The sequence below is a fragment of the Enterobacter sp. C3_dUdeg genome (genome assembly GCF_057536195.1).
In genome coordinates, this window is the sequence record NZ_BAAKFX010000005.1 from 179,388 (window position 1) to 200,285 (window position 20,898).

Here is a 20,898-nt window from a genome sequence, read left to right on the forward strand (position 1 = left end):
CCCACCTCTCTTTGACCGTTACGAACTGATGACCTCATTACAATTTATTAAGTGGATCTGTATTTATAAGCCCGCAACGCTGAAGAGCATCGTAGGTATTTTTCTTTTCAGCTGTTCTGGTGATAACAAGATCATGGTCAAGAGACAGTATTTTCTCGTCGAAATTGCGCATAACCTCGTCTATTTTTCTTACGAATTCCTTGTGCTGTGGCCTGTCTATATCTCCAGGGATCAAAGCTTTTAAGGGCTTCTCTGACATGAACTTAGCCGAAGCATCACTTTCATTAGATGCAGAGAGCCATTTGGCTTCCTCGTCTTCAGTCGCTGCCCCCGGGAGTAAAGTATCCTTATATTCCTCCGTATGGCTTACGAGTACCGGTACAGAGGCCGACAAGACTGCACCAGTTATGATTTCATTACCGCTACCGATAACCTTTAATTGTGCCCCCCGATAAATCATCTGAGCCAATCCAATGTTGCCTTTAGATAAAATGAATAATTTTTCGTTTAACTCATCATTTAATGGTGTTTCAACATTTGTCCATTGTAATGGCCATAAATAATGAATAAACGATTGCCAGTCTTGTGAGTCGTATCTGACATTTGAAATTTTCATATAACCACCAGACTCTGCCCGCCTGGCAATTCTCATTTTCTTTGTCAGAGTCTCGTCAAAAGGATGATTTCCACAAAAAACCATAGATACCCCCATCGAATCTACAATTTCATGTAAAAAATCAATCAACTTACTCTCACCTCCAGTTCTTGAAAATTTTAGCCTCTGCATTTCATCAATAACAAGGATACCTAAAAATGATGATTTTATTCTTTGCGCAATCTGGCGAGCCAGAGCACCATTTCTAATCTCTGGTGTAGTTCGTTCAATACCAATTGCATCATCTAATTTTTGTAAAATCTCTTCACAAAGGTCTCTCACACTTGAGTTGTATGGACAATTAATCTTTACCCATACGATTTGCTTACTGAAGCCGGGAAAAACTCCTTTATAGCTGCTGTGTTCTATAATCTGAGGGAAATGATCCATGACTTGCTCGATCATGGTAGTTTTTCCAGAACCACTCATTCCAACTATCGTAATGGTTTCAGCCTGGGATTTAAAATATCCACTTTCGGGTTCAATATCAGGACGCTCAGTCCCATAGTAATGAAGATATTGAATAGTTCCGCTTTTTAAAGGATTACGGGCTGCATAGCTTTCCCTAAGTGCCCGTAAAATCATTTTATAAGCCTGGATAAGATTGGTTTGAGGGCAACGGAATTTCTTTATACGTTCGACATACTGCTCTCTAACATTCGCCGGGGCAGTCCAGCGGATTTTTTCGTCAATTTCGGGAAAATAACTCATTTCCAGAAGTACTTCATCTTCCGTAAGCGCTTCAGGAAGTGCTTCAATTAAGGGGTTGCCACGATACTCAGGTAACTCCTGTTCTTTATATATCGCTGAAACGCTCCGTATAAGGTTCATTATTCTGCGTCCTCAGTCTTCTTCTTACCTTTTAACCATCTTTGTTTCTCCTCCCGGCCAGGCAAAAGCAGAACCTTACTGGATGACGGAAGTAGGGGTTCAGGTCTTCCATTAGCAACATCAGTTCGCCCTAATGAATCAAGTTCATTTTTCCTGTTCTTTTTAATATCTTTACCATGTACCCGTCGAGATTCGTATATTTCATTTAATCTTTCGTTACCTTTCTTGTTAAAATCATCTTTATTATTGATATTGCTGAGTGAATCCAGAGTAAATAAATTAATTTCTTTTTGAGTATCTACCCAATCAGCCATTACATCTGTATCAAGATGAGCTTTACCTTTAAATATATCTCTTTTCTTAAGCAGGTAATGCTTTTTGAAAATGCTATTTTTGTCAAATCTTACATATATATAATCTACGCAATTGTCATCTATTCTTGCTTCACAAGTGGTTCTTCCAAATACTCTGGCACCTGATGCAATGTCTGGATCACATTCATAAAAAAGATTATTGTACTGAATCCCACCGGCGGTAATGTTAGCGTTCACAGGGATCAACAATCGTGCGATCACTTCGTCGGCCCCAACGGCTCTTGCGCTGAATCTCCCGTGCTTTAAGCTTATCATCCAACTATTTTTTGGTGATATTACGAGATCATTTTCAATCAGTAAGGGATTGATATAAGCCAGTTCTTCATATGTTCTCTGATTATGTGCAAGTATCTCCCGAATCAGTAAAGACGTGACCTCCTGAATCGTTAAACAAGCCCTGGATTGCGGTGTTGGCTCTCCTTTAACAATCTTACCCCTTCGTGTTGTTCCAATAAGCCTATGAATAACTTCATCATTTAGAATACCGAAACAGCGTTCAACAATGCTTTTTCTGTCGCCTCTACCGACTGGCGCAAACTCAAGTTTTGTCAGGGGGGTCATCTTTTCCTGAGGTTTAAGACCAATCATCTCCCCGTTGTCACACATCAATGTTAATGGAATATGAGAACAAGGCCAATCATCATTAGTAATAGAGATTCCAAATAATCTACAATATTCTTTTTTTGGCATAAAGCAATTTGCTAACGCTTGTCGGGCAGCTCGCCATGAAGCATGGTATAAAGAAACATGAAGGCCAACAATCATTCTTGTTGCGCGATCCACCACTGTATAAATAGTTGGGCGCCCAATGACTTTTCGTCTGTTTAAACTCGAAATAAGATGTACATCAGCGACAGTTGAGTCTATTTCGAAAACATCACCCGGTAAAACAGTTGTATTAGCCGCACTACCTAAAAGCGCCCGCATTTTGAGGTCTATTTCTTTTTTCGTGTTCTTCTTCTTTATCGAGAAATCTTTAGTGAAGAGTTTTTTATTCCAGTATGAAAATTGTTTTAAAGAAGGAACATATGGAGCTCTATTTTCTAAGTTCGCTGTTTTAATTTCATCCCTAAAATACAAATCAATATGTCTCTCTAATGTTTTCTTTATCGTATCTCCGTTAACTTTATAATGATACATAATGAGAGATTTTCTAATATTATTTATATCTCTTTCATTAAGAATGAAAACACGTGAACGTTCATTAGGTAATGCTCTGTTTTTCTTGGAATTCCCAAGTTTAATTTCATGTTTGATTCTACTTTTCCCAGCGGCACCACAGTTCGAGAATGCGGGTAGTAATGCATAAACATCCTGCCCATGTCGCCAGTACAACGCCAGAAGCGTTCTGATAGTATATTGTGATATTTTTTTATTTCTGGAGTAGTCCATTAAAAGGTGAGACTTTTTATGTAATGCATAGTCGAACAGAAACATTCTGTCATCTACAAGATCTTTAATGATATTGTAATTTTCATCTCGCCTTCCCCTGTCTTCATCTGTTATTTCTTTCTCATCTACTAACATATATGAAGGGTATATATAATCTTTACAAGTTATGCTATTTGATTCAATATAATATTTAAACAATGAAAATGAGAAAGGAATTGGCTTACCCGTTCTTTCTGATTTTATTTTAAACAAAATTAACAAATCAACCTTTTTGTCAAAATCCAAAACACGATAAAGCCCCTCTGCAAGCAAATCAGTGCCTTGAGAGAGCCAGACTGAATTTCTAATAATATCCATTTGCGTTCAGTCCTATATAGTGGCCATTGGATATTATCTTTATCAGACCGGTTTCGAGTATTGGATATGATAAATCAATTTTTATCATTTTTAATCCAATCATTGCCTGCAATAACATCATCGCTTCTTGTGCATCTACCCCAATGATTGATGAAATCATTGCACGTAGTCCCACTATGGGATAAACATCTGGTTTAAGCTTCCATAGGATTTTATCAAGAGGATATTTATCATAAAATACAGAACCATCTCTTAATACAGAAGTAACCCAACAAATATTTTTACCGACGACGTTATTGAGTTCCGAGCCAACATAAATTTGAAACTCAACATCAATCAACTGCCAAAACATCCTCTCTATTTCAAGTTTTTGGGCTTCGCGTTCAGGTATGCTCTCGTTTTGTTTTACTGCTACAGCTTTGTATCGAAGTCCGCCTTCAGGAGTTCTCAAGGTCAGTAAAAAATCGGTTGTCATAACATTCAGAACTTCGACAGGTACTCCTCTTACTCCCCTCACCATAGGATGTTGAAAATGTAGATGATTTGCTATTTGTTGGGTAAGCCGGAGAGGAAAGAGTGGGAATTGTTCCCGGATATCAATCACCGAGTCATTAAACTCAGCCAGATAGAAAAAGTTACTTTCGACAGAAGAAAGGAGATGATGGTTTCGAAACGTCTTAAGGCCAAAGACTATCGAACGGTTTCCACGGGATTTAACGTCCTGAGCTCTAAGCCAGGGCTGATAACTTTGGCCATAGCCCACTCCTATGCCGTCACCTAGCGCATTTTCATAATCCAAATAGGATTTGAGACGCCTACCCCTACCCATGATCGTACCCAAAAAACGACATTGATACGTACCTATATGTGCATTTTATAGTCTCCAACCCTATAACCACACATTCAGTAAGTATACAACATTAGCGTCGTTTTTTGAGAATGGTTACAACTTTAGTGCTTTGTGTACAACTTTATTGTCTTCGGACATCTGCCAGCGCCTGAGCGCACGCCCAGGCACTTGCCCATGCCCACTGGAAGTTGTACCCGCCGAGCCAGCCGGTGACGTCCATCACTTCGCCAATAAAATAGAGCCCCGGCACGTTGCGCGCTTCCATGGTGCGGGACGAGAGCTCATTCGTATCGACGCCACCCAGCGTCACTTCTGCGGTGCGGTAGCCTTCGGTGCCGTTTGGCTGAACGCGCCAGGCTGTCAGGGTCTCGACCAGCGTTTCCTGCTCGCGGCTGTTAAGCTGCTTGAGCGACACGTCCGGGATCTGCCCCAGCGCCTGCAAACATTCCACCAGACGTTTTGGCAGCTGCATTGCCAGGGTGTTTTTCAGGCTTTGATTCGGGTGCGCGGTACGCTGCTCGTTAAGGAACGCGTCGAGATCGCAGTCGGGAAGCAGGTTAACCGTGACAAACTCCCCAGGCTGCCAGTAGCTGGAGATTTGCAGTACCGCCGGGCCGGAAAGGCCGCGATGGGTAAAGAGCAGATTTTCGCGGAACACCGTCCCGTCTTCGGCGGTAATGACCGAGGGAACGGACACGCCGGACAGCGTCTGAAGCTGTTCGAGAAGCGGTTTATGCAGCGTAAACGGCACCAGCCCGGCGCGCGTGGGCAAGACTTTCAGGCCAAACTGTTCGGCAATCTTATAGCCGAACGGGGAGGCGCCCAGCCCCGGCATAGACAGGCCGCCGCTGGCGATCACCAGGCTATCCGCACTGACGGTTTCACCGTTCAGCTGCAGCGTATAGCCCTGGTCGTCGCGGGCGACCTCCAGCACTTCCGTGCGCAGGCGCATGACGACGCCGCCCTTCTCGCACTCGGCCACCAGCATATCGACAATCTGCTGCGCGGAGTCGTCGCAGAACAGCTGTCCCAGCGTCTTTTCATGCCACGCGATGCCGTGCTTACCCACCAGGTCGATAAAATCCCATTGGGTGTAGCGCGCCAGCGCAGATTTACAAAAATGACGGTTTTGGCTCAAATAGGCCGCGGGTTCAACATACAGATTAGTAAAGTTGCAGCGCCCGCCGCCGGACATCAGGATCTTACGGCCGGGCTTTTTACCGTTATCCAGCAGCAGCACGCGACGACCCGCCTGTCCGGCCATTGCCGCACAAAACATACCCGCCGCACCGGCGCCAATTACCACGGCATCAAACCTTTCCACGTCAAAACCCTCTTTGTTAACTGCCGCGGATTGTAAAGTTTCCTCTGTGGTCACACCAGCGTAAAAAGATATTACAAAGCCATTCCATTGAAATTTAAAGAATATCCTTTCTGGCTCTTTTCTCAAATCAGGTGGTATGTCAAAAAAAGTCTATATTTCACTTTGCCCGCCGCGCATTTGTCCTGGATAATGCGCCGCGTTCATGTCCTCAAAATGGCGTAACGTCCTATGCTACATTTGTTTGCCGGCCTGGATTTACATACCGGGCTTTTATTATTGCTTGCTCTGGTTTTTGTACTGTTTTACGAAGCGATCAACGGCTTCCACGACACTGCAAACGCAGTAGCGACGGTTATCTACACTCGCGCAATGCGATCGCAGCTTGCGGTTGTTATGGCGGCGGTATTTAACTTTTTTGGTGTTCTCCTGGGCGGGCTGAGCGTTGCGTATGCCATTGTGCATATGCTGCCAACGGATCTGCTGCTTAACGTTAGTTCTGGCCATGGCCTCGCTATGGTGTTCTCAATGCTGCTTGCTGCAATTATCTGGAACCTCGGTACCTGGTATTTTGGCCTGCCTGCATCCAGTTCTCACACCCTCATCGGCGCGATTATCGGTATCGGGTTAACCAACGCCCTGATGACCGGGACATCGGTTGTTGATGCGCTGAACCTGCCTAAAGTATTGGGCATTTTCGGCTCCCTGATCATCTCCCCTATCGTGGGTCTGGTAGTCGCGGGGGGATTGATTTTCATCCTGCGTCGCTACTGGAGTAACACGAAAAAACGTGCGCGTATCCACCTGACGCCAGCAGAGCGTGAGAAGAAAGACGGCAAGAAAAAGCCGCCGTTCTGGACGCGTATCGCCCTGATCATTTCTGCTATCGGCGTGGCCTTCTCTCACGGCGCGAACGACGGGCAGAAAGGCATTGGTCTGGTGATGCTGGTTCTGATCGGCGTCGCACCGGCAGGCTTCGTGGTGAACATGAACGCCTCGGGTTACGAAATCACCCGTACCCGCGATGCGGTCAACAACGTTGAAACCTATTTCCAGCAGCATCCTGATCTGCTGAAAAAAGCGACCGGCGTTGATCAATTGATCCCTTCTCCGGAAGCCGGTGCAACCACCGCGCCTGGCGAGTTCCACTGCCATCCGGCAAACGCGATTAACGCGCTGGAACGTGCGAAAGGCATGCTGGGCGATATCGAAAGCTACGACAAACTGGCTGTAGAACAGCGTGGTCAGCTTCGTCGTATCATGCTCTGTATCTCTGATGTGACCGATAAAGTCGCGAAGCTGCCAGAGGTGAATGGTGACGACAAACGTCTGCTGAAGAAACTGAAAAGCGATATGCTCAACACCATTGAGTACGCGCCAATCTGGATCATAATGGCCGTCGCGCTGGCGCTTGGTATCGGTACGATGATTGGCTGGCGTCGTGTGGCGACCACCATCGGCGAGAAGATCGGTAAGAAAGGCATGACCTATGCGCAGGGTATGTCCGCGCAGATGACGGCGGCAGTGTCTATCGGTCTGGCGAGCTACACCGGTATGCCGGTATCCACCACCCACGTACTCTCTTCATCCGTGGCAGGTACCATGATTGTTGACGGTGGCGGTCTACAGCGCAAAACCGTGACCAACATTCTGATGGCCTGGGTGTTCACCCTTCCGGCCTCAATCCTGCTGTCTGGCGGTTTGTACTGGATTTCGCTGAAGCTGATTTAATCGGTTGAAGGCGACAAATAAGCGGGTCAGGAAACTGACCCGCTTTTTTTATGGCTGTTGTTTTTACTCAACCCAGTGCTGTAATCAGGACAATCTGAACACTATCTGTTCAGATTTTTACTGCACAAATAACTATTATCCTCGCGAATGTTCTCAGTCCAAACAACACCCATGACGGAATAGACTATGCCATTCAAAACGGCTACTAAATGGATTCACTCCCTTGTGACGCTTTCGCTTCTGACTCTGGTCATTGGGTTTTTCTGGTTAAACCACCAGCCTAATCCGCGAAATAACGATGAACTACAGCGCGTTTATAAATTATCCGATAGCGTCTGGCTCTATATGACCGTGAACAATCAGGGCGGTGCAACCGTGCCCACAATCTACCGTTACTATCTCTCAGGGGAGATAGCAGGGAAAGATATCGACATTATCCATCAGTTGGCCATGAAGAATCCCGTCATTGAAGGTACAGGTACGATTACCGCGGCCAGCCTTGATACAAACGGAGAAGTCAAAATCACCTATAGCGGGAAAGTTATTTCGATTGAGAGCAATATCTCCGATCTCCGGTTCTCAGTTAAGCCGTGAGCCAGAGGAAAGAAGGCGGGGCTGACCCCGCCTGTTGCGGTGCTCAGTGCCAAATCATCAATGCAATCATACTGACTACGACCAGCCCGCACAGGGCACTGGTCAAAATGAACTGACGACGCAGGCGCTCGCAGCGACGAATAAACTCTTCATCGTGATGATCGCGGTAGCGCTGGTAGTAGATGTACCCCACTAGACGCATCTGCTTGCTGGGCTGTCCATGCGAGGTGAAGAACCCTCCACCGTCCACATACTGATAAAGCAACGGATCGCAACCACGAAGTACCACTAACAGCGCACGTAACGATGAGAAGTAGCGCGCCATATTCACTATGCAAACCACGCATAACGCCCAAAACAATGCGACGGTGCTAATCATACATCCTCCCCGGCGTCCGCCCACGAAGCAAGGCTCCTGAGCTACCGCACCCCAATGCCCTGACAGACAGTTCAGTGAAAGAATGACCAAAATCGATCCGGTTCGCGTTTTAATATCCGAACGGCTCATTTAACAGTGTAGGAGATCCGTTAATTTTTTTGCCACAAGGTTAATCGTTATCAACACCAAAGCTTGAAAAATATGTTTAACTGGGCCGTAATGAAAGTATCAGACGACGGCATTCTCACTTAGTCATCGATAACTTAAGGAAGGAGTAACACTATGGCTTACAAACACATTCTCATCGCGGTTGACCTCTCTCCGGAGAGCAAAGTGCTGGTTGATAAAGCGGTATCCATGGCACGTCCCTACAACGCGAAAGTTTCGCTGATTCACGTTGACGTGAATTACTCCGACCTCTACACCGGTCTGATCGACGTGAATCTTGGCGATATGCAGAAACGCATCTCCGAAGAGACTCACCATGCCCTGAGCGAACTCTCCACCAACGCGGGCTATCCGATTACCGAAACCCTGAGCGGCAGCGGCGACCTGGGCCAGGTGCTGGTTGATGCGATTAAGAAATACGATATGGACCTGGTGGTTTGCGGTCATCATCAGGACTTCTGGAGCAAACTGATGTCTTCAGCGCGCCAGCTGATTAACACCGTTCACGTGGATATGCTGATTGTTCCACTGCGTGACGAAGAAGACGAGTAAGTGCGTTAAACTCCCCTCACCCTAACCCTCTCCCAAAGGGAGAGGGGATAGATCGAGGACACAGGCCGGGTAAGGCAAAGCCGCCACCCGGCTTTTTTTATTCCGGCGTCCCCGGATAAATATCAAACCGGTGCCCTTTGGTGGTCACCGCGTTAGTGGTCGCAACGTCCGCCAGCGGCGGTGCATAGTCCGGGCGCTTTACCACCACCCGCTTCGTGGCAAGCTGACGAGCCGGCTCCAGCAGGCCATCGGCATCCAAATCCGGCCCCACCAGCGACTGAAACACCCGCATCTCTTTCTTCACCAGCGCGCTTTTCTGCTTATGCGGGAACATAGGGTCGAGGTAGACCACCTGCGGGCGCGGGGTGATGTCCGTTAATGCCGTCAGGCTGGAGGCGTGGATCAGCTGCAAACGATCCTGCAGCCAGGGGCCGATTTCCGGGTCCGCGTAGCCTCGCGCCAGCCCGTCGTCGAGCAGCGCAGCGACCACCGGGTTACGCTCCAGCATCCGCACGCGACAGCCGACGGACGCCAGCACAAACGCATCGCGCCCCAGCCCCGCCGTGGCATCGACCACGTCCGGGAGGTAGCTCCCTTTGATGCCGACCGCTTTGGCCACCGCTTCGCCGCGACCGCCTCCGAACTTGCGCCGGTGCGCCATCGCGCCGCCGACAAAATCGACGAAAATCCCGCCGAGCTTCGGTTCGTCGCGCTTGCGTAATTCGAGATGTTCCGGCGTCATCACCAGCGCCATCAGGTTTTCTTCATCGTGCTCCAGCCCCCAGCGGGCCGCCAGAACAGATAAGGCGCCGTCTCCGGCGCCTGTTTCATCTACTAAGCAGATCTTCACGTAACAATCAGCCTTTGATCCCGTAATGCTCAAGCATCGCATCCAGCTGCGGCTCGCGGCCGCGGAAGCGTTTGAACAGCACCATTGGCTCTTCAGACCCGCCGCGGGTCAGGATGTTATCGAGGAACGACTGGCCGGTTTCGCGGTTGAAGATCCCCTCTTCTTCGAAGCGGGAGAAGGCATCCGCGGCCAGCACGTCGGCCCACAGGTAGCTGTAGTAGCCCGCCGCGTAGCCGCCGGCGAAGATATGGCTGAAGGCATGCGGGAAGCGGCCCCAGGTTGGCCCTGGAATAACGGCAACCTGCTTTTTAATCTCGGCCAGGGTCTCAAGGATTTTCGCACCCTGCTCCGGGCTAAACTCGGCGTGCAGGCGGAAATCGAACAGGCCGAACTCCAGCTGGCGCAGAATGAACATCGCCGCCTGGTAGTTTTTCGCCGCCAGCATTTTGTCCAGCAGCGCTTTCGGCAGCGGCTCGCCGGTCTCATAGTGACCGGAGATAAACGCCAGCGCGTCCGGCTCCCAGCACCAGTTTTCCATAAACTGGCTTGGCAGCTCGACCGCATCCCACGGCACGCCGCTGATACCGGCTACGCCTGCGGTTTCGATGCGGGTCAGCATGTGGTGCAGACCATGACCGAACTCGTGGAAAAGGGTGATCACTTCGTCGTGGGTGAACAGCGCCGGTTTGCCGCTTACCGGACGGTTGAAGTTACAGGTCAGGTAGGCGACCGGTTTTTGCAGGGAACCGTCGGCTTTACGCATCTGGCCCACGCAGTCGTCCATCCACGCCCCGCCGCGCTTGTTCTCACGCGCGTAGAGATCGAGGTAGAAGCTGCCGCGCAGCTCGTTTTTCTCATCATACAGCTCGAAGAAGCGCACGTCCGGGTGCCAGACGTCGATATCGGTACGCTCTTTGGCGGTGATGCCATAGATGCGCTTTACCACTTCGAACAGGCCGTTAACGGCTTTGTTTTCCGGGAAGTACGGGCGCAGCTGCTCGTCGCTGATGCTGTAGAGGTGCTGCTTCTGTTTTTCGCTGTAGTACGCGATATCCCACGGCTGCAGCTCGTCCACGCCGAACTCGCCTTTCGCGAAGGCGCGCAGCTGGGCCAGCTCTTTCTCACCCTGCGGACGGGCGCGTTTCGCCAGATCGGTCAGGAAGTCGAGCACCTGCTGCGGGTTCTCCGCCATTTTGGTGGCGAGGGATTTATCGGCGTAGTTTTCGAAGCCCAGCAGCTGCGCCAGCTCGTGACGCAGGGCGAGGATTTCCGCCATTACCGGGCTGTTGTCCCACTTACCGGCATTCGGCCCCTGATCGGAGGCGCGGGTGCTGTACGCGCGGTACATCTCTTCGCGCAGGGCCTGGTTGTCGCAGTAGGTCATCACCGGCAGATAGCTCGGGATATCAAGCGTCAACAGGAAGCCTTCCTGCTCTTTCGCTTCGGCCTGGGCTTTTGCCGCCGCCAGCGCGCTTTCCGGCATACCGGCCAGCTCAGCTTCGTCGGTAATCAGCTTCGTCCAGCCCATGGTTGCGTCGAGCACGTTGTTGCTGTACTGGTTGCCCAGCTCGGACAGACGCGCGGCAATTTCGCCGTAGCGGGTCTGCTTCTCTTTTGGCAGGCCAATCCCGGACAGCTCAAAATCACGCAGGGCGTTATCGACCGATTTTTTCTGCGCCGTGTTCAGTTCGGCATAGTGGTCGCCGTCGCGCAGGTCGCGGTAGGCTTTGTACAGCCCTTCGTGCTGCCCGACCCAAGTGCTGTACTCAGAGAGCAGCGGCAGGGTCTGCTCGTAGGCTTCGCGCAGTTCCGGGCTGTTTTTTACCGAGTTTAGGTGGCTCACCGGGGAGAAGATACGCCCCAGCACGTCGTCCACTTCGGCCAGCGGCTGACACAGATTTTCCCAGGTGTACGGCGCGCCCTGCGCTACCACGCTTTCTACCGCCGCGCGGCAGTTGTCCAGCGATTGCGTAACGGCTGGAACAACATGCTCAGGGAGGATTTTAGAAAACGGCGGCAACGAAAAAGGCGTCAGTAATGGATTGGTCATAAACGCTGTCCTGTTGAAATAGGTGAATGAAGCGCGCATCCGGCGCTGTGCATATGAGATCTAGAATGGGGTTAAGTGTAGAGGATTTCAATGCCGGGCGTTGCGCTTTCGCGGCGGTGGAAACTTTTCTGTATACTGTGGCGATACGCTCTATTTTTGCCCGATGGCGTTACGCTTATCGGGCCTACGTTTACTACCTGGAACACATTCATCCATGCTCAGTTATCGCCACAGCTTCCACGCAGGCAACCACGCCGACGTCCTTAAACACACCGTTCAGAGCCTGATCATCGAATCGCTCAAAGAGAAAGAGAAGCCGTTTCTCTATCTGGACACGCACGCGGGCGCGGGCCGTTATCAGCTGAGCGGCGAGCATGCCGAGCGTACCGGTGAATATCTGGAAGGGATTGCCCGCATCTGGCAGCAGGACGACCTGCCTGCCGAGCTGGAGCCTTACATCGGCGTGGTGAATCACTTCAACCGCAACGGCCAGCTGCGCTACTACCCTGGCTCACCGCTGATTGCACGCCAGCTGCTGCGCGAGCAGGACAGCCTTCAGTTGACCGAACTGCATCCGAGCGACTTCCCGCTGCTGCGTTCCGAATTCCAGAAAGACAGCCGCGCCCGCGTGGAAAAAGCCGACGGTTACCAGCAGCTGAAGGCCAAACTGCCGCCGGTTTCCCGTCGTGGCCTGGTGCTGATCGACCCGCCGTACGAAATCAAAACCGACTATCAGGCGGTGGTAACCGGCATCCACGAAGGCTACAAACGCTTTGCTACCGGCACCTATGCCCTGTGGTACCCGGTGGTGCTGCGCGCGCAAATCAAACGCATGATCAAAGACCTGGAAGCGACCGGCATCCGCAAGATCCTGCAGATCGAGCTGGCGGTACGCCCTGACAGCGATCAGCGCGGCATGACCGCCTCCGGCATGATTGTGATCAACCCGCCGTGGAAGCTCGAAGCGCAGATGAACAACGTGCTGCCGTGGCTGCATAAAACGCTGGTGCCCGCCGGTACAGGCCACGCCACCGTCAGTTGGATCGTGCCGGAGTAATCGCAGTCATCGGTGGAAACTATTGATTTCAGGTATACAATCGCGGCAATTCACGATTAAGGACAAAAGCAATGACTAAGCATTATGACTACATCGCAATCGGCGGCGGCAGCGGCGGCATCGCCTCCATCAACCGTGCGGCCATGTACGGCCAGAAGTGCGCGCTGATTGAAGCCAAAGCGCTGGGCGGCACCTGCGTGAACGTGGGTTGTGTACCGAAGAAAGTAATGTGGCATGCGGCGCAGATCCGTGAAGCTATCCATATGTATGGCCCGGACTACGGCTTTGACACCACCATCAACCGCTTCGACTGGGACAAACTGATCGCCAGCCGTACCGCCTACATCGACCGCATTCACACCTCGTACGACAACGTGCTGGGTAAAAATAACGTCGATGTTATCCACGGTTTCGCCCGCTTTGTGGACGCGAAAACGATCGAAGTGAACGGCGAGACGATCACCGCCGATCACATCCTGATCGCCACCGGCGGTCGTCCGAGCCACCCGAACATCCCGGGCGTGGAATACGGCATCGACTCCGACGGTTTCTTCGAGCTGCCTGCCCTGCCAAAACGCGTTGCCGTTGTTGGCGCGGGCTATATCGCGGTGGAACTGGCTGGCGTGATTAACGGCCTGGGCGCGGAAGCGCACCTGTTCGTACGTAAACACGCGCCGCTGCGCAGCTTTGACCCGCTGATTGTCGATACGCTGGTTGAAGTGATGAACACCGAAGGCCCGACCCTGCACACCAACGCCGTGCCAAAAGCGGTGGTGAAAAACGCGGATGGTAGCCTGACGCTTGAGCTGGAAGATGGCCGCAGCCAGACCGTCGATTGCCTGATCTGGGCGATTGGCCGTGAACCTGCGAACGATAACTTCAACCTGGGCGTGACGGGCGTGAAAACCGACGAAAAAGGCTATATCGTCGTCGATAAATTCCAGAACACCAGCGTACCGGGCATTTATGCGGTCGGCGATAACACCGGCGCGGTTGAGCTGACGCCGGTCGCCGTTGCGGCGGGTCGTCGTCTCTCCGAGCGCCTGTTCAACAACAAGCCGGACGAGCATCTGGACTACAGCAACATCCCGACCGTGGTCTTCAGCCACCCGCCAATCGGCACCGTCGGCTTAACCGAGCCGCAGGCGCGCGAACAGTACGGCGACGACCAGGTGAAAGTGTATAAATCGGCGTTTACCGCCATGTACACCGCCGTCACCTCTCACCGTCAGCCGTGCCGCATGAAGCTGGTCTGCGTGGGCCCGGAAGAGAAGATTGTCGGCATCCACGGCATCGGCTTCGGTATGGACGAGATCCTGCAGGGCTTCGCCGTGGCGCTGAAGATGGGCGCAACCAAGAAAGACTTCGACAACACCGTGGCAATCCACCCGACGGCCGCGGAAGAGTTTGTGACCATGCGTTAATCCTGATGCCCCTCACCCGAGGGGCATTTTTTTAACATTCATAAATCGTTGCAAAACGAATGCTCCGAAAATAGTGATCTACCGCACATATCCCTCCCCATCTACCGAAGCGAATGTCTACGCTTATAAGACGCCCGGATAAACCTGTCTTTTGAACACACAACCGGAGGTCCCTATCACCATGTTCAACCAGAAACTACAGGCTACCGAGAACATCGAGTTCGAGATTGCAGAAGAGCTGCGCTACGAGACCGATCCCTGCGAGTTGAAACTGGATGAAATGATTGAGGCGGAGCCGGAACCCGAAATGATCGAGGGGCTACCTGCCTCCGATGCGTTGACGCCCGCAGACCGCTATCTTGAACTGTTCGAGCATGTGCAGTCGACGCGGCTGTTTGCGGACAGTAAAACTTTCCCCGACTGCGCGCCGAAGATGGATCCGCTGGATATCCTGATCCGCTACCGCAAGGTCAGACGCCACCGGGATTTCGACCTGCGCCAGTTTGTGGAGAACCACTTCTGGATGCCGGAAACGTACGGCACAGAATATGTCTCCGACCCGGGACTCTCCCTGAAAGAGCATATTGATAACCTGTGGCCGGTGCTGACGCGCGAGCCGCAGGATCATATTCCCTGGTCTTCCCTGCTGGCCCTGCCGCAGGCCTATATCGTCCCCGGCGGGCGATTCAGCGAGACCTACTACTGGGATTCCTATTTCTCCATGCTGGGGCTGGCGGAGAGCGGCCGTAACGATCTGCTCAAATGTATGGCGGACAACTTCGCCTGGCTGATTGAACGCTACGGGCATATCCCCAACGGCAACCGCACCTATTACCTCAGCCGCTCGCAGCCGCCGGTCTTTGCCCTGATGGTGGAGCTGTTCGAGGAGGACGGCGTGCGCGGTGCGAAACGCTATCTGGATCACCTCAAAATGGAATACGCCTTCTGGATGGACGGCGCGGAGTCGCTGCTGCTTAACCAGGCTTACCGCAGTGCTGTGCGCATGCCGGACGGTTCACTGCTCAACCGCTACTGGGACGACCGTGATACCCCGCGCGACGAATCGTGGATTGAGGACGTGGAAACTGCCCGCCACTCGGGTCGTCCGCCCAATGAGGTATATCGCGACCTGCGCGCGGGTGCGGCGTCCGGCTGGGATTATTCGTCCCGCTGGCTGCGCGATCCGTCGCGGCTCGCCAGCATCCGCACGACGCAGTTTATCCCCATCGATCTGAACGCCTTCCTGTTCAAGCTGGAAAGCGCTATCGCCAACATCTCGGCGTCGAAAGGGGATAAAGAGACGGCAGAGGCGTTCCGCCAGAAAGCCAACGATCGCCGCGCGGCGGTGAACCGCTATCTGTGGGACGAGGAGAGCGGCTGCTACCGCGATTACGACTGGCGACGCGAAGAGCTGGCGCTGTTTTCTGCCGCCAGCATTGTGCCGCTGTATGTTGGAATGGCGACGCACGAGCAGGCAGAACGTTTGTCGGATGCGGTCAAAGCGCGTCTGCTGACGCCGGGCGGAATTCTGGCGACCGAGTACGAAACCGGAGAGCAGTGGGATAAACCCAACGGCTGGGCGCCGCTGCAGTGGATGGCGATTCAGGGGTTCAAGCAGTACGGCAACGACTCGCTGGGCGATGAGATCGCCTGGAGCTGGCTGCATACGGTGAACCATTTTTATAAGACGCATCACAAGCTGATTGAGAAGTACCACATCGCCAGCAGCACGCCGCGCGAAGGTGGCGGGGGTGAGTATCCGCTGCAGGACGGTTTTGGCTGGACGAACGGCGTGGTGCGGCGGCTGATTGGGTTGTATGGGGAGCCTTAAGCGGGGTGCGGTCTGGTGCCCTCACCCCTCACCCTAACCCTCTCCCCAGAGGGGAGAGGGGACTGCACGGTGCGCTCTTCATCTCCCTCGCCCCTATGGGGAGAGGGCTGGGGTGAGGGGAAAAATTTTAGCGAATCACCTCATAAATGGCAGTCTGAATGGACTGCCATTTTTTCGTGGTGGCATCCGGCTGCGACTGCGCGCGGCGAGTGGCCATGTCGAGATCGTGCTGCTGGCGTTTCACCACGGCAGGCACGGTGCAGAACACTTTGAGATACTCTTTACGAACCGAGGTCAGAGACTCGCCGTTCGACATGGCGTGGCTGAGCGTGTTGATGAAGCGACGGCACGGCTTCTCTTCCACCATGTTCTGGCGGTAGCGTAGCATCAGCTCCAGCACATCGTCATAGCCTGCCGACATCGCCTCTTCGGTCCAGGAGAGCTTCCAGTCCATACCGCCCTGCAAAAATAGCAGGGTCACGCGGGTATCGTTGCGGTTAATGGCCGAGCGGAAATTATTCTCGTCCCAGGTGACCCCCATGCGCGTGAGCGTTTCGCGCGAAGAAGGCGTCTCGCGCATTTCCTGCGGAGGAGCCGCTTCAGCCGCGCTGGCGGTTGCAGGCTGCGGTTTGCTGCTGGTCACCAGCCAGAAGCCCCCCGCCACGATGGCAATCACCATGACGCCGACCGCCCCCCATAGCGCACCGGAAATGAGCTGCTCACGTTGTTCAGGGGTACGCGGCGCGCGCTGGGTCGGCTTTTCAATGGTGTCACGGACTTCAAACAGATCCCCCCCAGTGACCCGATCCATTTTCTGCGCCTTTTCCCAGAAGGTATGCAATTCGCTGGCATCTACCGCCATGAATCCGGCCGGATTGACGCGCGTTCTCCCCTCTTCAAACGCGCGCTGAACGGGCCGCGCGATCTGCGCGTAGTAGCTATCCAGCAGCTGAATTTGCGCCGAGCTTAGCGTTTTCTGAACGGTGATGCTGTTGCGGATTTGCCGGATGTCATCGAGGAAGGTTTGCAGCGTTTTGCGCGGTTCTACCAGCAGCGTCAGCATGGACGGGTCGCTGAACAGCGAAGCGTAATAGCGGCTGAACTCTTTTTTATCCACCAGCATCTGCGCCAGTTCACTGAACATCATGCCGCTGAGGACATCGTTGATCTCGCCAAGCTTCAGCCAGCGCCGCACGCGGTCAGCGTTAAACAGGGTCTTAAGATGGTTGTTCAGCCGTACCTGATCGGGCCAGGCCTGCTGGATGAGCCCTTTGATCATCAGCTCAATCGCGCGTACCTGCTTGTGCGCCTGCTGCTGCTGGAGTTCGCTTCCCGGTGCCAGGTCGGTGCTGTAGGTCAACAGCGGCTGCTGCAGGCGAAGATGTTCCAGCGCGGTCACAAACCGCATCGCCGCAATAAGCTGGTTTTCACTCACATCCTGTCCGCTTTCATACTGCGGAACGCGCTGCTGCAGCAGGCGCAGCTGGAGCGTAAATTCCGACATCTCGGCATCATTGAGGTTGAGTTTTTTCGCAACGGCTCCCCAGCCGCCCAGAGCTAATCGCGCGCTGTCGAGTTGTTCCAGAAACCAGCGTGGATCTTTTCCCTCAGAAGCATGTACATTCAGAAGGAGTAAAATTTCCACCGACGCATGGCGAATGACCGCCAGACAGTGTTCAAACTGTTCGCGAATATGATGTGATGTGCTGAGAGTCATTGTTTTCCTTAAGCGACAACGAAGACATCCGGAATGGGCACGAAATGCCCTTTATTCTTTTTATTTATACGCGGTTAACCATACCTGACTTTCTGTTGAAATAAAGTGACAACCCTAAAATGATTTAAAATGTTTCAGGAGAATCTGAATGCCGGTTTTAATTACCTCTCGCCTGACCTGTTCGCCCCTGCAGGAGCAAGACTGGCCCTTTTTTCTGGCGCTACAGCAGCACCAGGACGTGATGCGCTTTGTGGCGGAAGGCCGCCCCGTCGCGGCGATCCGCGAGGCGTTTGATTCGCGCCTGGCCCCATGGGCACCGGGCAGCGCGCACTGGCTTTGTCTCGTCGTGCGTGACATCGCCTCACAGGCCCCGCTGGGCGTTACCGGGTATATTCATCGGGAGGAAGACTGCGCCGAAGTGGGCTTCCTTTTCGCACCCGAGGCGCAGGGGAAAGGTTACGGCTTTGAATCCCTGAAAGCGCTTTGCGATTACGCTTTTGATCAGGGCGGTATACGGCGGCTCACCGCCACCGTCACCGCGGGAAATGTCGCGTCAAGACGCCTGCTGGAAAAAGCCCGCTTTCGTCTGGAAGGTGAATTACGCGAGAGCTATTACCTTGCGGGGCGCTGGCAAAATGACTGGCTATTTGGTTTATTACAGCAGGAATACCTGAATAATAATTCCTGACCAACCGCTTTTTAGCAGATATTTCCCGGACGTCGTTTCCTCTTTAGTGTCGCTATTAAGAGGAAACGAATATCAAACGTCATTCTCTGAAAATATTTTCTGCCGCCATTCCGTTAATAAATAAACATCAGGGTCTTTCTCTGGAGAAATATCGTGATGAAAAGGGGTTATCGGCTATGGCTGCCTGCGTTCTTTATCACTGTCAGTATGCAGACACATCCATACTAAGGGTTTCATTAAGGGGTTCCTTCCCCTTAAGCCCGTGCATCACAGGAACATACCGCCTGATACTTCAATACGTTGCGCATTCATCCAGCCCAATTTATCGCTGAGCAGTGCCGCAATGGCATCGCCAATATCGTCCGGCAGCCCCACCCGGCCCAGCGCCGTCTGCGAGGCCAGAAGTTGATTCAGCTCCGCATTGTCGCGCACGCGTCCGCCGCCAAAGTCGGTTTCAATCGCGCCCGGCGCAATGATATTGACGGAAATTCCGCGCGCGCCCAGCTCTTTCGCCTGATAACGCGTCAGCACTTCCATCGCTCCCTTCATGGCCGCGTAGGTCCCAGAGCCCGGCTGGGTAAAACGGGCCAGCCCGCTGGAGACGTTGAGGATACGTCCCCCGTCGTTAAGCAGCGGCAGCAGGCGCTGGGTCAGGAAGAAAGGTCCTTTGAAATGAATGTTCAGCGCTTCATCAAACTGGGCTTCCGTCGTGTCGGCATAGGGCGCATATAAACCCGTTCCGGCATTGTTCAATAAATAGTCAAAGGTTTCGCGCTGCCAGACGGTCTTAAGGGTTTCCTGAAGCTGTCGGGCAAAATGATCAAAACTCGTGATATCCCCGACGTTGAGCTGTAATGCCGCTGCGTTGACGCCTTTTTGCTGAATTTCATGCACAACATCCAGCGCTTCCTGCTGGCTACGGTTGTATGTCAGGACAATTCCCGTTCCGTCTGCCGCCAGCTTTAACGCAGCGTTTTTACCCAGACCACGGCTACCACCCGTCACTAATGCGATACGTTCACTCATCATAAACCTCGTTTTGGCTGTTAAGGAGATTGAGAAAGAGCTTATTAGGTGATAGAAAATCAATAAAGATGGGTTAAAACGCTTCACTGTTTCAGCAGAAACAACAATGAGCTTCCTCTATGGATAAAATTCACGCAATGCAGTTGTTCGTCCGCGTCGCGGAACTGGAGAGTTTTTCCCGCGCGGCCGAAACATTAACCCTGCCGAAAGGCAGCGTCTCGCGGCAAATTCAGGCCCTGGAAAACCGGCTTGGCACCCAGCTATTGCACCGCACCACGCGCCGCGTCAGCCTGACGCAGGATGGCATGGTCTATTACGAACGGGCAAAAGATCTGCTGGCAAACCTTGATGAACTCGACGGTATGTTTCAGCACGATCCCTCCAGCATCAGCGGTCGGCTCCGCGTGGATATGCCCGTCGGCGTTGCTCGAAATTTAGTCATCCCCAAACTGCCTGCTTTTCTGCAGCACTATCCGGGCATTGAACTCGAGCTCAGCAGCAGCGATCGTCTGGTGGATGTGATCCGCGAAGGGTTTGATTGCGTGGTGCGCGTCGGCACATTGAAGGATTCAGGGCTGATTGCCCGTCCGCTGGGCAAGCTGTCGGTGATTAACTGCGCCAGCCCGGATTATCTGGCGCGATTTGGCTACCCGGAAACGCTCGACGATTTAGGCTCGCACGCCGTTATCCACTACGCCGCGATGCTGGGAACCCGCCCGCAGGGCTTTGAGTTTTATAACGGCAGTGCGACGCAGTGGATAAAAACGGGCGGGGTGTTAACCGTCAACAGCACGGAAACTTACCAGGCTGCCTGTCTCGCCGGGCTGGGCATTATTCAGGTTCCGCGGGTTGGGGTGCGCGATTTACTGCGCGCGAAGAAACTGATTGAGATCCTCCCGCAATACCGGGCCGAACCGATGCCTGTCTCCCTGATTTACCCTCACCGCCGCAACCTCTCCCGCCGGGTCCATCTGTTCATGGAGTGGCTTACCGAACTCACAAAAGCTTACGTGGACTAGCCGCAAGCTATAATTCAAAAACACATCCAGCT

Annotated in this window: 17 protein-coding genes and 1 pseudogene; 9 read left to right on the forward strand and 9 right to left on the reverse strand. The window is 52.7% G+C overall.

What is annotated here, in order from left to right; genetic code table 11:
- Nucleotides 1–37: 37 nt before the first annotated feature.
- The 4 genes from AC27FC_RS14660 to AC27FC_RS14675 form a co-directional block, all read right to left on the reverse strand.
- Nucleotides 38–1,486: an ATP-binding protein gene (locus AC27FC_RS14660; protein ID WP_001049182.1), complete on the reverse strand. Its 1,449-nt coding sequence runs from the start codon at nt 1,484–1,486 to the stop codon at nt 38–40.
- Entirely contained in the window at nt 1,486–3,609 is a 2,124-nt protein-coding gene (locus tag AC27FC_RS14665; protein WP_000351431.1) for a transposase, read from the reverse strand. Before AC27FC_RS14665 ends, AC27FC_RS14660 begins: the two co-directional genes overlap by 1 nt.
- Nucleotides 3,596–4,438 (reverse strand): TnsA endonuclease N-terminal domain-containing protein, encoded by an 843-nt coding sequence (locus AC27FC_RS14670; protein ID WP_020833813.1) that lies wholly within the window; start codon nt 4,436–4,438, stop codon nt 3,596–3,598. The genes AC27FC_RS14665 and AC27FC_RS14670 overlap by 14 nt, the downstream gene beginning before the upstream one ends.
- 142 nt (nt 4,439–4,580) lie before the next feature.
- Nucleotides 4,581–5,783, reverse strand: coding sequence for a BaiN/RdsA family NAD(P)/FAD-dependent oxidoreductase (locus AC27FC_RS14675; RefSeq protein ID WP_182931298.1), 1,203 nt, complete (start codon nt 5,781–5,783; stop codon nt 4,581–4,583).
- Nucleotides 5,784–6,011: 228 nt separating this feature from the next.
- On the opposite strand from AC27FC_RS14675, the gene pitA reads away from it, so the two are divergent.
- Nucleotides 6,012–7,511 (forward strand): inorganic phosphate transporter PitA, encoded by a 1,500-nt coding sequence (gene pitA, locus AC27FC_RS14680; protein ID WP_023309552.1) that lies wholly within the window; start codon nt 6,012–6,014, stop codon nt 7,509–7,511.
- 186 nt (nt 7,512–7,697) lie between these two features.
- Nucleotides 7,698–8,105: a hypothetical protein gene (locus AC27FC_RS14685; RefSeq protein WP_167818752.1), complete on the forward strand. Its 408-nt coding sequence runs from the start codon at nt 7,698–7,700 to the stop codon at nt 8,103–8,105.
- Between the two features lie 43 nt (nt 8,106–8,148).
- Here the strand turns inward: AC27FC_RS14685 and uspB are convergent, their stop codons facing one another.
- Complete coding sequence (gene uspB / locus AC27FC_RS14690; RefSeq protein ID WP_003861224.1) at nt 8,149–8,484, reverse strand: universal stress protein UspB; 336 nt, start codon at nt 8,482–8,484, stop codon at nt 8,149–8,151.
- A gap of 282 nt (nt 8,485–8,766) precedes the next feature.
- Here uspB and uspA point away from each other — a divergent pair, with 282 nt between their 5' ends.
- Nucleotides 8,767–9,204 carry a universal stress protein UspA gene (gene uspA / locus AC27FC_RS14695; RefSeq protein ID WP_003861223.1) on the forward strand — a complete coding sequence of 146 codons (438 nt, stop codon included), beginning with the start codon at nt 8,767–8,769 and terminating at the stop codon, nt 9,202–9,204.
- A 97-nt stretch (nt 9,205–9,301) separates the two neighbouring features.
- Here the strand turns inward: uspA and rsmJ are convergent, their stop codons facing one another.
- Both rsmJ and prlC read right to left on the reverse strand, forming a co-directional pair.
- On the reverse strand, nt 9,302–10,054 hold the full coding sequence (gene rsmJ, locus AC27FC_RS14700) for a 16S rRNA (guanine(1516)-N(2))-methyltransferase RsmJ (protein WP_033146861.1): 753 nt from the start codon (nt 10,052–10,054) through the stop codon (nt 9,302–9,304).
- A 7-nt stretch (nt 10,055–10,061) separates the two neighbouring features.
- Nucleotides 10,062–12,104 (reverse strand): oligopeptidase A, encoded by a 2,043-nt coding sequence (gene prlC, locus AC27FC_RS14705; RefSeq protein WP_487160234.1) that lies wholly within the window; start codon nt 12,102–12,104, stop codon nt 10,062–10,064.
- Between the two features lie 214 nt (nt 12,105–12,318).
- On the opposite strand from prlC, the gene AC27FC_RS14710 reads away from it, so the two are divergent.
- From AC27FC_RS14710 to AC27FC_RS14720, 3 genes are all read left to right on the forward strand, one after another.
- Nucleotides 12,319–13,161 (forward strand): 23S rRNA (adenine(2030)-N(6))-methyltransferase RlmJ, encoded by an 843-nt coding sequence (locus AC27FC_RS14710; protein ID WP_032640380.1) that lies wholly within the window; start codon nt 12,319–12,321, stop codon nt 13,159–13,161.
- Between the two features lie 71 nt (nt 13,162–13,232).
- Entirely contained in the window at nt 13,233–14,585 is a 1,353-nt protein-coding gene (gene gorA / locus AC27FC_RS14715) for a glutathione-disulfide reductase (protein ID WP_033146863.1), read from the forward strand.
- Nucleotides 14,586–14,766: 181 nt separating this feature from the next.
- On the forward strand, nt 14,767–16,416 hold the full coding sequence (locus AC27FC_RS14720) for an alpha,alpha-trehalase (protein WP_033146864.1): 1,650 nt from the start codon (nt 14,767–14,769) through the stop codon (nt 16,414–16,416).
- A 127-nt stretch (nt 16,417–16,543) separates the two neighbouring features.
- On the opposite strand, the gene AC27FC_RS14725 is transcribed toward AC27FC_RS14720, so the two are convergent.
- The gene (locus tag AC27FC_RS14725) at nt 16,544–18,133 is read right to left on the reverse strand and encodes an STY4199 family HEPN domain-containing protein (protein ID WP_196355105.1); all 1,590 of its coding nucleotides are present in this window, start codon (nt 18,131–18,133) and stop codon (nt 16,544–16,546) included.
- Between the two features lie 148 nt (nt 18,134–18,281).
- Here AC27FC_RS14725 and AC27FC_RS14730 point away from each other — a divergent pair, with 148 nt between their 5' ends.
- Nucleotides 18,282–18,821 carry a GNAT family N-acetyltransferase gene (locus AC27FC_RS14730; protein ID WP_196355104.1) on the forward strand — a complete coding sequence of 180 codons (540 nt, stop codon included), beginning with the start codon at nt 18,282–18,284 and terminating at the stop codon, nt 18,819–18,821.
- Between the two features lie 71 nt (nt 18,822–18,892).
- Nucleotides 18,893–18,991, forward strand: a pseudogene (locus tag AC27FC_RS14735) (lysozyme); the annotation flags it as partial.
- Between the two features lie 97 nt (nt 18,992–19,088).
- On the opposite strand, the gene AC27FC_RS14740 reads toward AC27FC_RS14735, so the two are convergent.
- The gene (locus tag AC27FC_RS14740) at nt 19,089–19,847 is read right to left on the reverse strand and encodes an SDR family NAD(P)-dependent oxidoreductase (protein ID WP_023309579.1); all 759 of its coding nucleotides are present in this window, start codon (nt 19,845–19,847) and stop codon (nt 19,089–19,091) included.
- A 119-nt stretch (nt 19,848–19,966) separates the two neighbouring features.
- Here AC27FC_RS14740 and AC27FC_RS14745 point away from each other — a divergent pair, with 119 nt between their 5' ends.
- Entirely contained in the window at nt 19,967–20,866 is a 900-nt protein-coding gene (locus AC27FC_RS14745) for a LysR family transcriptional regulator (RefSeq protein ID WP_045404754.1), read from the forward strand.
- The last annotated feature ends 32 nt before the right edge of the window (nt 20,867–20,898 follow it).